This is a genomic window from Nocardiopsis potens DSM 45234 (genome assembly GCF_000341105.1).
Classification (GTDB): domain Bacteria; phylum Actinomycetota; class Actinomycetes; order Streptosporangiales; family Streptosporangiaceae; genus Nocardiopsis_A; species Nocardiopsis_A potens.
In genome coordinates, this window is record NZ_ANBB01000033.1 from 140692 (window position 1) to 156146 (window position 15455).

Annotated in this window: 11 protein-coding genes and 1 tRNA gene; 10 read left to right on the top strand and 2 right to left on the bottom strand. The window is 70.0% G+C overall.

Features of this window, described 5'->3' with window-relative positions; genetic code table 11:
* Nucleotides 1-65: 65 nt before the first annotated feature.
* Nucleotides 66-644: a TMEM165/GDT1 family protein gene (locus tag D459_RS0112405; RefSeq protein ID WP_020380145.1), complete on the top strand. Its 579-nt coding sequence runs from the start codon at nucleotides 66-68 to the stop codon at nucleotides 642-644.
* Nucleotides 645-653: 9 nt separating this feature from the next.
* Here D459_RS0112405 and D459_RS0112410 read toward each other — a convergent pair whose 3' ends face one another.
* Nucleotides 654-1667, bottom strand: a complete 1014-nt coding sequence (locus D459_RS0112410; RefSeq protein WP_017593335.1) for an adenosine deaminase — start codon at nucleotides 1665-1667, stop codon at nucleotides 654-656.
* Between the two features lie 89 nt (nucleotides 1668-1756).
* Nucleotides 1757-2965, bottom strand: a complete 1209-nt coding sequence (locus D459_RS0112415) for a pyridoxal phosphate-dependent aminotransferase (protein WP_017593336.1) — start codon at nucleotides 2963-2965, stop codon at nucleotides 1757-1759.
* Between the two features lie 199 nt (nucleotides 2966-3164).
* On the opposite strand from D459_RS0112415, the gene D459_RS0112420 reads away from it, so the two are divergent.
* The 9 genes from D459_RS0112420 to D459_RS0112460 all read left to right on the top strand — a co-directional run bounded on the left by D459_RS0112420 (nucleotide 3165) and on the right by D459_RS0112460 (nucleotide 15431).
* A tRNA-Trp gene (locus D459_RS0112420) sits at nucleotides 3165-3237 on the top strand.
* Nucleotides 3238-3388: 151 nt separating this feature from the next.
* Entirely contained in the window at nucleotides 3389-3661 is a 273-nt protein-coding gene (gene secE / locus D459_RS0112425; protein ID WP_017593337.1) for a preprotein translocase subunit SecE, read from the top strand.
* Nucleotides 3662-3861: 200 nt separating this feature from the next.
* Nucleotides 3862-4656, top strand: a complete 795-nt coding sequence (gene nusG / locus D459_RS0112430; protein WP_017593338.1) for a transcription termination/antitermination protein NusG — start codon at nucleotides 3862-3864, stop codon at nucleotides 4654-4656.
* A gap of 255 nt (nucleotides 4657-4911) precedes the next feature.
* A complete protein-coding gene (gene rplK, locus D459_RS0112435; protein ID WP_017593339.1) occupies nucleotides 4912-5340 on the top strand; it encodes a 50S ribosomal protein L11 in 429 nt (142 codons plus the stop codon).
* A 75-nt stretch (nucleotides 5341-5415) separates the two neighbouring features.
* A complete protein-coding gene (gene rplA, locus D459_RS0112440) occupies nucleotides 5416-6120 on the top strand; it encodes a 50S ribosomal protein L1 (protein ID WP_017593340.1) in 705 nt (234 codons plus the stop codon).
* Between the two features lie 397 nt (nucleotides 6121-6517).
* Nucleotides 6518-7042: a 50S ribosomal protein L10 gene (gene rplJ, locus D459_RS0112445; protein ID WP_017593341.1), complete on the top strand. Its 525-nt coding sequence runs from the start codon at nucleotides 6518-6520 to the stop codon at nucleotides 7040-7042.
* Nucleotides 7043-7138: 96 nt separating this feature from the next.
* Nucleotides 7139-7528: a 50S ribosomal protein L7/L12 gene (rplL, locus tag D459_RS0112450; RefSeq protein WP_017593342.1), complete on the top strand. Its 390-nt coding sequence runs from the start codon at nucleotides 7139-7141 to the stop codon at nucleotides 7526-7528.
* Nucleotides 7529-8053: 525 nt separating this feature from the next.
* Nucleotides 8054-11521: a DNA-directed RNA polymerase subunit beta gene (gene rpoB, locus D459_RS0112455; RefSeq protein WP_026120324.1), complete on the top strand. Its 3468-nt coding sequence runs from the start codon at nucleotides 8054-8056 to the stop codon at nucleotides 11519-11521.
* Between the two features lie 34 nt (nucleotides 11522-11555).
* The gene (locus tag D459_RS0112460; RefSeq protein WP_017593344.1) at nucleotides 11556-15431 is read left to right on the top strand and encodes a DNA-directed RNA polymerase subunit beta'; all 3876 of its coding nucleotides are present in this window, start codon (nucleotides 11556-11558) and stop codon (nucleotides 15429-15431) included.
* The last annotated feature ends 24 nt before the right edge of the window (nucleotides 15432-15455 follow it).

The following is a 15455-nucleotide window of genomic DNA, read 5'->3' on the forward strand; positions in this document are numbered from 1 at the left end:
CCGGCGCCGCCCGCAGGGCGGACGGGTCCGACGACGGCGAAGGGGCGGCAGACGTGGAATTCCTCATGGCACTCGCGGCGGGAACCGGAGTGGTGTTCCTCGCCGAGATGGGCGACAAGACCCAGCTGGTCGCGATGTCACTGGCGACCCGCTACCGGGTGCGCACCGTCCTGCTCGGCATCGCCCTGGCCACGGTCGCGGTGCACGGGCTGAGCGTGCTCATCGCCGAAGGGCTCGGCCTGGCGATCCCCACCGACTGGGTGACCCTGATCGCGGGCGTGGCCTTCCTCTGCTTCGGCCTGTGGACGCTCCGCGGCGACGAGCTGACCGACAAGGACGAGGAGCGCGCGGCCTCGCGCAGGATCCGCTCCGGGCTGCTCACCGTGGCCACCGTCTTCTTCATCGCCGAACTCGGCGACAAGACCATGCTCGCCACCATCACCGTCGGCACCCAGTACCACTGGCTGCCGATCTGGATCGGCTCCACGGTCGGCATGGTCGCCGCCGACGCGCTGGCCATCTGGGTCGGCTCGCTGCTCGGCAAGCGGCTCCCGGAGCGGGCGGTGCAGATCGGCGCGGCGGTGCTGTTCTTCCTGGCCGGCACCGCGATGACCTTCCAGGGGCTGCTGGCGGTGGTCGGCTAGCGGCCCTGCTCAGGCGGCCAGCCAGTCGTCCACCCCGGCCAGCAGCTCCTTGCGCAGCCACTCCGGGGCCCCGGAGCCGCGGATCGACATCCGGGCCAGCTCGGCCAGCTCCGGGTCGGTGAAGCCGAACACGGTCCGGGCGATCTCGTACTGCTCGGCCAGGCGCGGCCCGAACAGCAGCGGGTCGTCGGCGCCGAGCGCGATCGGGGCGCCGCCGTCGAAGAGCCGGCGCAGCGGCACCTGCTCCAGCCGGCCGGCCACGCCCAGGCTCACGTTGGACGACGGGCAGACCTCCAGGGTGACGCCCTGGGTGGCGATCCGCTCCACCAGGTAGGGGTCGTCCACCGCGCGGACGCCGTGCCCCACCCGGTCGGCGCCCAGCTCGTCCAGGCACTCCCGGACGCTGCGCGCCCCGGCCAGCTCGCCGCCGTGCGGGGCGGAGAGCAGTCCGGCCCGCCTGGCGATCCGGAACGCCCCCTCGAAGTCCAGCGCCCGGCCGCGCCGCTCGTCGTTGTTGAGCCCGAAGGAGACCACGCCCCGCCCGGCGTACTGCTTGGCCAGCCGGGCCAGCGCCTTGGCGTCCAGCGGGTGCCGGGTGCGGTTGGCCGCCACCATGATCCCGATCCGGACCCCGGTCTCGGCCTCGGCGGCGCGCGCCGCGTCCAGCACCAGCTCCAGGGTGGCGGTGAGCCCGTCGAACCGGGAGGCGTAGCCGCTCGGGTCGACCTGGATCTCCAGCCAGCCGGACCCGGCCGCGCGCTCGTCCTCGGCGGCCTCGCGCAGCAGCCGGTACATGTCCTCGGGGCGCTGCAGCACCGAGCGGGCGATGTCGTAGAGCCGCTGGAACCGGAACCAGCCGCGCTCGTCCGCGGCGCTGAGCCGGGGCGGCCAGTCGTCCGCCAGGGCTTGCGGCAGGTGGACCCCGCGCTCCTCGGCGAGCTCCACCAGGGTGGTGTGCCGCATGGAACCGGTGAAGTGCAGGTGCAGGTGGGCCTTTGGCAGCCGGTCGATGGGGCGTTCCATGACCCAATGGTGCCGTATGCGGCGCGGGCCCGGCCCCCGAAGCCGGAGACCGGGCCCGCGGCCGGTGCCGCGCGGTGCGCGGCGGTGCCTCAGGAGGCCTCGCCCAGCAGCTTCTGGATCCGGCCCACGCCCTCGGCCAGGTCGGCGTCGCCCAGCGCGTAGGAGAGCCGCAGGTAGCCGGGGGTGCCGAAGGCCTCGCCCGGGACCACCGCGACCTCGGCCTGGTCCAGGATCAGCTCGGCCAGCTCGGCGGAGCTCTGCGGGCGGCGGCCGCGGATCTCCTTGCCCAGCACGCCCTTGACCGAGGGGTAGGCGTAGAACGCGCCCTGCGGCTCGGGGCAGACCACGCCCGGGACGTCGTTGAGCATCCGCACGATGGTGCGGCGGCGCCGGTCGAACGCGGTGCGCATCTCGGCCACCGCGGACAGGTCGCCGGAGACCGCGGCCAGCGCGGCGGCCTGGGACACGTTGGCGACGTTGGAGGTGGCGTGCGACTGCAGGTTGCCCGCGGCCTTGACCACGTCCTTGGGGCCGATCACCCAGCCCACCCGCCAGCCGGTCATCGCGTAGGTCTTGGCCACGCCGTTCACCACCACGGTGCGCTCGGCCAGCTCGGGCACCTCGACCGGGAGCGAGCTGAACCGGGCGTCGCCGTAGACCAGGTGCTCGTAGATCTCGTCGGTGAGCACCCACAGTCCGGCCTCCGCGGCCCAGCGGCCGATCTCGCGGACCTGCTCGGGGGTGTAGACGGCGCCGGTCGGGTTGGACGGCGAGACGAAGAGCAGCACCTTGGTGCGCTCGGTGCGGGCCGCCTCCAGCTGCTCGACCGTGGCCAGGTAGCCGGTGGACTCGTCGGTCACCACGTACCGCGGCACGCCGCCGGCCAGCTTGATCGACTCGGGGTAGGTGGTCCAGTAGGGGGCGATCACGATGACCTCGTCCCCCGGGTCCAGCATGGTGGCGAAGGCCTCGTAGATGGCCTGCTTGCCGCCGTTGGTGACGAGGATCTGGGACGGCTCGACCCGGTAGCCGGAGTCGCGCAGCGTCTTGGCGGCCAGCGCCTCCTTGAGCTCGGGCAGGCCGCCCGCCGGGGTGTAGCGGTGGAAGCGCGGCTCGCGGCAGGCCTTGATCGCGGCCTCGACGATGTAGTCCGGGGTCGGGAAGTCCGGCTCGCCGGCGCCGAAGCCGATGACGGGGCGCCCTTCCGCCTTCATCGCCTTGGCCTTGGCGTCCACGGCCAGCGTCGCCGACTCGGAGATGCCGCCGATGCGTTCGGAGATACGGGGTCGCTCACTCATGGGCCCATCGTTTCACGGGGCGCACCGGGCCGCCCCGGAAGGTGGCGAACCGCACCGCCCCCCGGTTTTCCGGTTGGCCCCCGGCGCCGATAGGGCATAGACTCCCCATCGATCCGGAGCCGGGATCCCCGCAGCGCGCCGCGGTTGGCGCGAGCACGGTGGAATCCGGCTATGGTGGGTACGCAAGCGGTACCCGCGAAGGGCAGTGGCTCAATTGGTAGAGCACCGGTCTCCAAAACCGGCGGTTGGGGGTTCGAGTCCCTCCTGCCCTGCAAGGAACGTGACAGATGCGCACCGCTCCCGGCGGCGGTCGGCCGGGGGTCCGGCGGCGAAGGGCCGGCGCCGTTCGCCGATCGGTACCGGAGCCGGCGCCGGGCGGTGCGGCCCGGCCGTCCCTGCCCGCCACGACCTTAAGGACCACAGGTGACGCAGACTGACGCCGACGCCAAGCCCGAGAAGGGCCCGCAGCGCCGTACCGGTCCGGTGACCTTCACCAAGCAGGTCGTCGGAGAGCTCCGCAAGGTCCGCTGGCCCACCCGGCGCGAGCTGCTCACCTACACCGTGGTCGTGATCGTCTTCGTGGTGATCATGGTCGGCTACGTCACGCTGCTCGACTTCGGCTTCGGCGAGGCCGTCACCTGGCTCTACAGCACCCTCGGCGGCAACGACGCCGGTGCCGGGGCCCCGGCCTTCTGACCGCCGCGGCGCCCTCCGTCCCGCCGGACGGCCCGGACGCCCCCGCCCCGATCTTCTCCTCCGCCGGTCCGGCCTGGTCCCATCGTGCCCGCTGAGAACGTAAGCTGGCACGACCGGCACCGGTGCCCTCGGCCGTCCGCGGCCGCGCCGGTCCGCAGGGAGAAACACCTACGGTGCAACCGTCGAGAGAAAGAGCTGCCGTGTCCGAGTCCCCACTGACCTCTGACGACCTCCCCACCGAGGACCTGGGTCAGGCGTCAGAGGAAGAGGCCGGCCAGCGCGCCGAGGAGGAGCAGGCCGCCACCGCCGAGGCGGAGCAGGGCGCCGACGGCGCCGAGGACGCCCCGGAGGAGGACGGCGCCGAGGAGGCGCAGGCCGAAGAGCCCGCGGCCCCCGCGCTCGACCCGGTCGAGGAGTTCAAGATCGAGCTCCGCCTGCTGCCCGGCGACTGGTACGTCGTGCACACCTACGCCGGTTACGAGAACCGGGTCAAGGCCAACGTCGAGAGCCGCACCCAGTCGCTCAACATGGAGGACTACATCTTCCAGGTCGAGGTGCCCACCCAGGAGGTCACCGAGGTCAAGGGCGGCAAGCGGCAGCAGGTCACCGAGAAGGTCCTGCCCAGCTACGTCCTGGTGCGCATGGAGCTCACCGACGAGTCCTGGTCGGCCATCCGGAACACCCCGGGCGTCACCGGCTTCGTCGGGCTCTCCAACCGGCCCGCCCCGCTGAGCATCCAGGAGGTCGCCGACCTGCTGGCGCCCACCCCGGAGAAGGAGCCGGAGCAGGCCAAGGCCGGGGAGAAGACCGAGGTCCGCAGCGATGTGGCCTACGAGGTCGGCGAGTCGGTGACCGTCATGGAGGGTCCGTTCGCGACCCTGCCCGCGACGGTCAGCGAGATCAACCCCGACACCCAGAAGCTCAAGGTGCTGGTCTCCATCTTCGGCCGGGAGACCCCGGTGGAGCTGGGGTTCAACCAGGTCTCCAAGATCTGAGCCCAGACCCGAGCGCTTCGCTGAGCACGTAGACTTGGTGGGTCCGCCTTCGGGCGGGCCCACCCGCGCCCTGCCCGCCGGCCCAGCCCGCGGACGGGCGCCCCGGTCCGCACCGGTCCCTGCGGTCCGGCGCCCCGCACCGGGGCGTCCGGCTCCGAACCAGCCCCGCCCAGGGCGCGCCCGCGTGGTGCCGCACGCGCGGCGACACAGGAGCCCGGGACCAACGACCAACGCAGATCAGGCAAAGGACCCGATATGCCTCCGAAGAAGAAGATCGCGGCGCTCGTCAAGGTTCAGCTGCCCGCCGGCCAGGCCACCCCGGCCCCGCCGGTCGGTACCGCGCTGGGTCCGCACGGCGTCAACATCATGGACTTCTGCAAGCAGTACAACGCTGCCACGGAAGCCCAGCGCGGGAGCGTCATCCCCGTAGAGATCACCATCTACGAGGACCGCTCCTTCAGCTTCATCACCAAGACGCCCCCGGCGCCGAAGCTGATCCTCAAGGCCGCCGGCGTGGACAAGGGCGCCACCGACCCGGGCCGCAGCACCGCCGCCTCGATCACCAGCGACCAGGTTCGCGAGATCGCGCAGACCAAGCTGCCCGACCTCAACACCAACGACCTGGACGCCGCCTCGAAGATCGTCGCCGGCACCGCCCGCTCCATGGGCATCGAGGTCAAGTAGCGCCCAGGCGCCCCCGTACGACCGTGGCAGGGCCCTGCGCCGGCCCGAGCACCACAATCTCGTGAGGAGATCCACGTGAAGCGCAGCAAGAACCACCGCAAGGCCAGCGAGCTGGTCGACCGCGAGCGGCTGTACAGCCCGCTCGAAGCCGTCAAGCTCGCCAAGGAGACCTCCAAGGTCAAGTTCGACGCCACCGTCGAGGTCGCCCTGCGCCTGGGCGTCGACCCGCGCAAGGCCGACCAGATGGTCCGCGGCACCGTCAACCTCCCGCACGGCACCGGCAAGACCGCTCGGGTCCTGGTCTTCGCCACGGGTGAGAAGGCCGAGGCGGCCCGTGCCGCGGGCGCCGACTTCGTCGGCGACGACGACCTGGTCGAGGAGATCCAGAAGGGCTTCCTGGACTTCGACGCGGTCGTGGCCACCCCCGACCTGATGGGCAAGGTCGGCCGGCTGGGCCGGGTGCTGGGCCCCCGCGGCCTGATGCCGAACCCGAAGACCGGCACCGTCACCCCGGACGTCGCCAAGGCGGTCTCCGACATCAAGGGCGGCAAGATCGAGTTCCGCGTCGACCGCCACGGCAACCTGCACTTCATCGTCGGCAAGCTCTCCTTCACCGAGGAGCAGCTGGTGGAGAACTACGCCGCCGCGCTGGACGAGGTGCTGCGCCTCAAGCCGTCCGCCGCCAAGGGCCGGTACGTCAAGAAGGCGACGCTGACCACCACGATGGGCCCGGGCATCCCGGTCGACCCGAGCGCCGCGCGCGCCGGCGCCGCCGCCTGACCCGCCGTCCCAGCACGGCCCCGGCGCCCCGGACCCTCCCGGTCCGGGGCGCCCCGCTTTTCCCCGGGGTCCTCGGCCCCTCCCCGGCCCGGCGCCGGAGGAGCGGTGCCGAGGGTCACGCCGCCGGCCGGCCCGGACCGTTCGACGCGGCCCGGGAGATGCCCTAGGATGGGGGACTGCCGAAGACCGCCGGTCGCCACCCTTCGGGTGGCCCAAGGTCCCATGCACATGGGCGGCCAGCGCAGGTGTGACGAGAACTCTTTCGAGGCGGGGCGCCGTTCCGGTGCCCGCGGCCCGACAAGTCCCGTGCGCCCGCGCCGGGGCTTTTTCATTTCCCTGCCGCTCCGTCCCTGGCGACCCTTGGCATCCACCGGCGTTCACTGTTGGAAGGAGTCCCATGGCGAGGCCGGATAAGGCAGCCGCGGTCGCCGAGCTCAAGGAGGAATTCCAGGGCTCGCAGGGCGCCGTGCTGACCGAATACCGGGGGCTCAGTGTCGCCCAGCTCGGTGAGCTGCGCAACAGCCTCGGCCAGAACGCGCGTTTCCGCGTCGTGAAGAACACCCTCGGCAAGATCGCGGCCAAGGAGGCCGACCTTGACGAGAAGGTCCTCGACCTCTTCGAGGGCCCCTCGGCCGTCGCCTTCGTCCGCGGGGACGTCGTCGAGGCCGCGAAGGGGCTTCGTGACTTCGCGAAGGCGAATTCGCCGCTGGTGATCAAGGGCGGCGTCATCGACGGCAAGGCGATGACCCCGGACGAGATCATCAAGCTGGCCGACCTTGAGTCCCGCGAGGTTCTCCTCGCGAAGATGGCCGGCGTCCTCAAGGCCAAGCAGGGCCAGGCCGCCGCCACGTTCCAGGCTCTCCCGACCAAGCTCGCGCGGCTCGCCCAGGCGCTGCACGAGAAGAAGTCGGACGAGGCCTAACAAGACCACGATCCTTGCCGGCGCGGGCGCGCCGGACCCAAGGCTCGGCACGGCGCCGCGCGGCGCGCGTGATCGCACAGAAAGAGAGATCGCACCATGGCGAAGCTCAGCACTGAAGAGCTCCTCGGCGCCTTCGAGGAGATGACCCTGCTCGAGCTCTCCGAGTTCGTGAAGCTGTTCGAGGAGAAGTTCGACGTCGAGGCCGCCGCTCCGGCCGCCGTCGTCGCCGCTGCTCCGGGTGCCGGCGGCGCCGCCGCTCCGGCCGAGGAGGAGAAGGACGAGTTCGACGTCATCCTCGAGGGTGCCGGCGACAAGAAGATCCAGGTCATCAAGGAGGTCCGCGGCCTCACCAGCCTGGGCCTCAAGGAGGCCAAGGACCTCGTCGACAACGCCCCGAAGCCGCTGCTCGAGGGCGTCAACAAGGAGGCCGCCGAGAAGGCCAAGGCCGCCCTGGAGGGCGCCGGCGCCACGGTGACCCTGAAGTAGCACCGGTTCTCCGGTCGCACACGGCGGCGGCCGCCCCGCTCGGGGCGGCCGCCGCTCGTCGTCGTTCGTCCACCGCTGCATCCCCCGCCGCCGCATCCCCCGCCCCTGACGCCGGCCCCGCCGGGACGCTCCGCCGGAACGGAGGAGTCTTCCCCGCTGTAGGGTCGCTCACACCCCGCACGTCCTGTGGGACCTCTCACGGGTCCGGAAAGGGCCCCGGGAAGCCCGCTGGGCTTGACGGATCCGCCCGTTGGGGCGATGCTGCGTGGTGTCGTGATCGGCTCCGGGGGATGCGGTTGGACAGCGGTGTAGTATTCGGCTACACTGCCCTTTTGCGCTGCCCTTTGACGATCCCTGTTCCGGTGTCCGTGCGCTCCGTGCCCCGACCTCGACCGGTCGCGGCCCTCATACCAGCACGTACCCCACGTCGGGAAGGCCTCCGAGCCCGGTGGCCCTCCAATGGACATCTCGGGTCGTCCGGCGTGCGCGCGCATCAACCGCCACAAGCCTTCGGAAGGACCCCTGTTGGCAGCCTCGCGCAACGCCTCCGCTAACGCCCTTGGTCCGAACCGCGTTACTTTCGCTCGCATTCAGGAACCACTCGAGGTCCCCGACCTTCTCGCCCTGCAGACAGAGTCCTTCGACTGGCTCCTCGGCAACGAGAAGTGGCGCGCCCGAGTCGAGGCGGCCTTCGCGGCCGGCCGCAAGGACGTCCCGGAGCAGTCCGGTCTCGAAGAGATCTTCGAGGAGATCAGTCCCATCGAGGACTTCTCGGGCACGATGTCGCTGTCGTTCCGCGACCATCGGTTCGAGCCGCCCAAGTACTCCGAAGAGGAGTGCAAGGACAAGGACATGACGTACTCCGCGCCGATGTTCGTGACCGCGGAGTTCATCAACAACGACACCGGTGAGATCAAGAGCCAGACGGTGTTCATGGGCGACTTCCCGCTCATGACCGTCAAGGGCACGTTCATCATCAACGGCACCGAGCGTGTCGTCGTGTCCCAGCTGGTCCGCTCCCCGGGCGTCTACTTCGACCGGCAGGTCGACAAGAGCTCCGACAAGGACCTCTACGGCTGCAAGGTCATCCCGTCCCGGGGTGCCTGGCTGGAGTTCGAGGTCGACAAGCGCGACTTCGTCGGCGTCCGCATCGACCGCAAGCGCAAGCAGGGCGTCACCGTCCTGCTCAAGGCGCTGGGCTGGACCACCGACCAGATCCTAGAGCGGTTCGGCCACTACGAGTCCATCCGCAACACGCTGGAGAAGGACCCGACCGCCGGCACCGACGACGCGCTGCTGGACATCTACCGCAAGCTGCGCCCGGGGGAGCCGCCGACCAAGGAGTCGGCGCAGGCGCTGCTGGAGAACCTCTACTTCAACCCGAAGCGCTACGACCTGGCCAAGGTCGGCCGGTACAAGATCAACAAGAAGCTGGGCCTGGAGGCCCCCTTCACCCAGGGCACGCTGACCGAAGAGGACATCGTCTCCACCATCGACTACCTGGTCCGGCTGCACGCCGGCGAGGAGTCGATGGACACCTCGATCGGCGAGCGGCCGGTCGAGACCGACGACATCGACCACTTCGGCAACCGCCGGCTGCGCACCGTGGGCGAGCTGATCCAGAACCAGGTCCGGCTGGGCCTGGCCCGGATGGAGCGGGTCGTCCGCGAGCGGATGACCACCCAGGACGTCGAGGCCATCACGCCGCAGACGCTGATCAACATCCGGCCGGTCGTCGCCTCCATCAAGGAGTTCTTCGGCACCAGCCAGCTGTCCCAGTTCATGGACCAGACCAACCCGCTGGCCGGGCTGACCCACAAGCGGCGCCTGTCCGCGCTGGGCCCGGGCGGTCTCTCCCGTGAGCGCGCCGGCTTCGAGGTCCGCGACGTGCACCCGTCGCACTACGGCCGGATGTGCCCGATCGAGACCCCTGAGGGTCCCAACATCGGTCTGATCGGCTCGCTCGCCGGGTACGGCCGGGTCAACTCCTTCGGCTTCGTCGAGACGCCGTACCGCAAGGTCGTCGAGGGGCGCGTCACCGACCAGGTCGAGTACCTGACCGCCGACGAGGAGGACCGCTTCGTCATCGCCCAGGCCAACACCCCGGTCGAGGCGGACGGCACGTTCTCCGAGAGCCGGGTCCTGGTCCGGATGAAGGGCGGCGAGTTCGAGGCGGTCGAGGCCTCCGGCGTCGACTACATGGACGTGTCCCCGCGCCAGATGGTGTCGGTGGCCACCGCCATGATCCCGTTCCTCGAGCACGACGACGCCAACCGCGCGCTGATGGGCTCCAACATGCAGCGCCAGGCGGTGCCGCTGCTCCGCGCCGAGGCGCCGATCGTGGGCACCGGCATGGAGTACCGCGCCGCCACCGACGCCGGCGACGTGGTGCTGGCCGACGCGGCCGGCGTGGTCGAGGACGTCACCGCGGACTACGTCACGGTGCTCGCCGACGACGGCACCCGGAAGACCTACCGGCTGGGCAAGTTCCGCCGCAGCAACCAGGGCACCTGCTTCAACCAGCGCCCGGTGGTGGCCGAGGGGCAGCGAGTGGAGGCCGGCTCGGTGCTGGCCGACGGCCCCTCCACCGACCAGGGCGAGATGTCGCTGGGCAAGAACCTGCTCGTGGCGTACATGTCCTGGGAGGGCCACAACTACGAGGACGCCATCGTGCTGTCCCAGCGGCTGGTCCAGGACGACGTGCTCTCCTCGATCCACATCGAGGAGCACGAGGTCGACGCGCGCGACACCAAGCTCGGCCCGGAGGAGATCACCCGCGAGATCCCCAACGTCAGCGAGGAGGTCCTCGCCGACCTGGACGACCGCGGCATCATCCGGATCGGTGCGGAGGTCGTCGACGGCGACATCCTGGTCGGCAAGGTCACCCCGAAGGGCGAGACCGAGCTGACCCCGGAGGAGCGGCTGCTCCGCGCGATCTTCGGCGAGAAGGCGCGCGAGGTCCGCGACACCTCGCTGAAGGTGCCGCACGGCGAGTCCGGCAAGGTCATCGGCGTCCGCGTGTTCAGCCGCGAGGACGGCGACGAGCTCCCGCCCGGCGTCAACGAGCTGGTCCGGGTCTACGTCGCGCAGAAGCGGAAGATCACCGACGGCGACAAGCTGGCCGGCCGGCACGGGAACAAGGGCGTCATCGCCAAGATCCTGCCGCAGGAGGACATGCCGTTCATGGAGGACGGCACCCCGGTCGACATCGTGCTCAACCCGCTGGGCGTGCCCGGCCGGATGAACGTCGGCCAGATCATGGAGATCCACCTCGGCTGGCTGGCCGCCAACGGCTGGCAGATCGACGGCGGACCGGAGGAGTGGAAGCAGCGCCTCCGCGACATCGGAGCGGACTCCGTCGAGGGCGGCGCCAAGGTCGCCACCCCGGTCTTCGACGGCCTGCGCGAGGACGAGATCAGCGGCCTGCTGGGCTCCATCCGGCCCAACGCCGACGGCCAGATGCTGATCAACTCCGAGGGCAAGGCGCGGCTGTTCGACGGCCGCACCGGCGAGCCGTTCGACGAGCCGATCGCGGTGGGCTACACCTACTTCCTCAAGCTGCACCACCTGGTGGACGACAAGATCCACGCCCGCTCCACCGGCCCCTACTCGATGATCACCCAGCAGCCGCTGGGCGGTAAGGCGCAGTTCGGCGGCCAGCGGTTCGGTGAGATGGAGGTCTGGGCCCTGGAGGCCTACGGGGCCGCCTACGCCCTGCAGGAGCTGCTCACCATCAAGTCCGACGACGTCCTGGGCCGGGTCAAGGTCTACGAGGCCATCGTCAAGGGCGAGAACATCCCGGAGCCCGGCATCCCCGAGTCGTTCAAGGTGCTCATCAAGGAGATGCAGTCGCTCTGTCTGAACGTGGAGGTGCTGTCGAGTGACGGTATGTCCATCGAAATGCGGGACACCGACGAAGACGTCTTCCGTGCCGCGGAAGAACTGGGAATCGACCTGGGTCGGCGCGAGCCGAGCAGCGTCGAAGAGGTCTGACTTCCGCAAGCTTCGAGAGCAGGGGACGAATTAAGTGCTCGACGTCAATTTCTTCGACGAGCTGCGCATCGGCCTGGCCACGGCCGACGACATCCGCCAGTGGTCGCACGGCGAGGTCAAGAAGCCGGAGACCATCAACTACCGCACCCTGAAGCCGGAGAAGGACGGCCTCTTCTGCGAGAAGATCTTCGGCCCCACCCGGGACTGGGAGTGCTACTGCGGCAAGTACAAGCGCGTCCGCTTCAAGGGCATCATCTGTGAGCGCTGCGGCGTCGAGGTGACCCGCGCCAAGGTGCGCCGCGAGCGGATGGGCCACATCGAGCTGGCCGCCCCGGTCACCCACATCTGGTACTTCAAGGGCGTGCCCAGCCGGCTCGGCTACCTGCTGGACCTGGCCCCCAAGGACCTCGAGAAGATCATCTACTTCGCGGCCTACATGGTCACCTGGGTGGACACCGAGGCCCGCGAGCGGGACCAGGCATCCCTGGAGGCGCACGTCTCCGTGGAGCGCCAGCACCTGGAGCAGCGCCGGGACTCCCAGCTGGAGGAGCGGCACAAGAAGCTCGAGGCCGACCTGGCCGAGCTGGAGGAGCAGGGCGCCAAGGGCGACGCGCGGCGCAAGGTCCGCGAGTCGGCCGAGCGCGAGATGCGCCAGCTCCGCGACCGCGCCCAGCGCGAGATCGACCGCCTCGAAGAGGTCTGGAACCGGTTCAAGAACCTCAAGGTCCAGGACCTCGAGGGCGACGAGATGCTCTACCGCGAGATGCGGGACCGCTTCGGGAAGTACTTCCGCGGCGGCATGGGCGCCCAGGCCATCCAGGAGCGGCTGGCCAACTTCGACCTGGACGCGGAGGCGGAGAAGCTCCGCGAGACCATCCGCAGCGGCAAGGGCCAGAAGAAGGCCCGCGCCCTCAAGCGGCTCAAGGTCGTCTCGGCGTTCCTGAACACCCGGAACAGCCCGATGGGCATGGTGCTGGACTGCGTCCCGGTCATCCCGCCGGACCTGCGTCCGATGGTGCAGCTGGACGGCGGCCGCTTCGCGACCTCCGACCTGAACGACCTGTACCGCCGGGTCATCAACCGGAACAACCGGCTCAAGCGCCTGCTCGACCTGGGCGCGCCCGAGATCATCGTCAACAACGAGAAGCGGATGCTGCAGGAGGCCGTCGACGCGCTGTTCGACAACGGCCGCCGCGGCCGCCCGGTCACCGGGCCGGGCAACCGCCCGCTGAAGTCGCTCTCCGACATGCTCAAGGGCAAGCAGGGCCGGTTCCGGCAGAACCTGCTGGGCAAGCGCGTCGACTACTCCGGCCGCTCGGTCATCGTCGTCGGCCCCACGCTCAAGCTGCACCAGTGCGGCCTGCCCAAGCAGATGGCGCTGGAGCTGTTCAAGCCGTTCGTGATGAAGCGCCTGGTCGACCTGAACCACGCGCAGAACATCAAGAGCGCCAAGCGGATGGTCGAGCGGTCCCGCCCGGTCGTCTGGGACGTCCTGGAAGAGGTCATCACCGAGCACCCGGTGCTGCTCAACCGCGCCCCGACCCTGCACCGCCTGGGCATCCAGGCCTTCGAGCCGCAGCTGGTCGAGGGCAAGGCGATCCAGATCCACCCGCTGGTCTGCACCGCGTTCAACGCCGACTTCGACGGCGACCAGATGGCCGTGCACCTGCCGCTGTCCGCCGAGGCCCAGGCCGAGGCGCGGCTGCTGATGCTGGCCACCAACAACATCCTCAAGCCGTCCGACGGCAAGCCGGTCACCATGCCCACCCAGGACATGATCATCGGCCTGTACTACCTGACCACCCTCAAGGAGGGCGGAAAGGGCGAGGGGCGCGCCTACCGCGACGTCGCCGAGGCGATCATGGCCTACGACGGCGGCGAGCTGGACCTGCAGGCCAAGATCCGGCTGCGGGTCGCCGGCGACACCGTCCCGCCGCGGGAGTGGGAGGAGCCGGAGGGTTACACCCAGGGCGAGCCCTACGTCCTGGAGACCACGCTGGGGCGGTACCTCTTCAACGAGACCACCCCGACGGACTACCCGTTCGTCAACTACCAGGTCGGCAAGAAGCAGGTGTCGGCCCTGGTCAACGAGCTGGCGGAGAACTACCCGAAGGTCCAGGTCGCGACCACGCTGGACGCGCTCAAGGACGCCGGGTACAAGTGGGCCACCCGCTCGGGCCTGACCATCGGCATCGGCGACGTGCTCACCCCGCCCCGCAAGGGCGAGATCCTGGAGTCCTACGAGAAGCAGGCCGACAAGATCCAGCGGGAGTACGACCGCGGTCTGATCACCGACGACGAGCGCCGCCAGGAGCTCACCGAGATCTGGACCAAGGCCACCAACGACGTCGCCCGGGAGATGGAGGAGAACTTCCCGGTCGACAACCCGGTGTGGATGATGGTCCAGTCCGGTGCCCGAGGCAACCCGATGCAGGTCCGGCAGATCGCCGGTATCCGCGGCCTGGTCTCCAACACCAAGGGCGAGACCATCCCGCGGCCGATCAAGGCCTCCTACCGCGAGGGCCTGTCGGTGCTGGAGTACTTCATCTCCACCCACGGCCAGCGGAAGGGCCTGGCGGACACCGCGCTGCGGACCGCCGACTCCGGTTACCTCACCCGGCGCCTGGTCGACGTCGCCCAGGACGTCATCGTCCGCGAGGTGGACTGCGGCACCGACCGGTCGCTCTGGCACGAGATCGGCGAGAAGAACGCCGCCGGCACCGTGGTGCGCAAGCACAACGTGGAGAACACCGGTTTCGGCCGCACCATCGCCGAGGACGTCGTGGTGGACGGGGAGGTCCTCTTCCCGGCCGGCACCGACACCTCCGAGGGCGTCATCGACAAGCTGGTCGAGGCCGGCGTCGAGCGGGTCCGGATCCGCTCCTCGCTCACCTGCGAGGCCAAGATCGGCGTCTGCAGCACCTGCTACGGCCGGTCCATGGCGACCGGCAAGCCGGTCGACGTCGGCGAGGCCATCGGCATCATCGCCGCGCAGTCGATCGGTGAGCCGGGCACCCAGCTGACCATGCGGACCTTCCACATGGGCGGTTCGGCCGGTCAGGACATCACCCACGGTCTGCCGCGTGTCACCGAGCTCTTCGAGGCCCGCATCCCCAAGGGTGTGGCGCCCATCGCCGAGCTCGACGGCCGGATCCGGATCGAGGAGACGGAGAAGAGCCGGAAGCTCATCCTGATCCCGAACGACGGCTCCGACGAGATCGCCTACCCGGTGCCGATGCGCGCCCAGCTCCTGGTGGAGGAGGGCTCCTCGGTCACCGTCGGCCAGCAGCTGATCGGCGGTGCGATCAACCCGCACGAGGTGCTCCGCATCCAGGGTCCGCGCGCCGTCCAGCAGCACCTGGTCAACGAGGTCCAGGAGGTCTACAAGTCGCAGGGCGTCTCGATCCACGACAAGCACATCGAGATCATCGTGCGGCAGATGCTCAAGCGGGTGAACATCCTGGAGTCCGGCGACACCGACCTGCTGCCGGGCGAGATGGTGGAGCGGCCCAAGTTCGAGTCCACCAACCGCCAGGTGGTGGCCGAAGGCGGCCAGCCGGCCGCCGGCCGCCCGGTCCTGCTGGGCATCACCAAGGCGTCGCTGGCCACGGAGTCGTGGCTGTCCGCCGCCTCCTTCCAGGAGACCACCCGGGTGCTCACCGAGAACGCCATCCACGGCAAGAGCGACCCGCTGCTGGGCCTCAAGGAGAACGTCATCATCGGTAAGCTCATCCCGGCCGGTACCGGCATGCCGCAGTACCGCAACGTCCGGGTCGAGCCGACCGAGGAGGCCAAGGCCTCCATGTACTCCGTCTCGGGTTACGAGGAGCCGAGCGAGTACACGTTCGGCCAGGGCTCGGGCGAGGCGGTTCCGCTGGAGGAGTACGACTTCGGTCCCTACAACAGGTAGGGCCCGGGGACGATCGGTGCGATC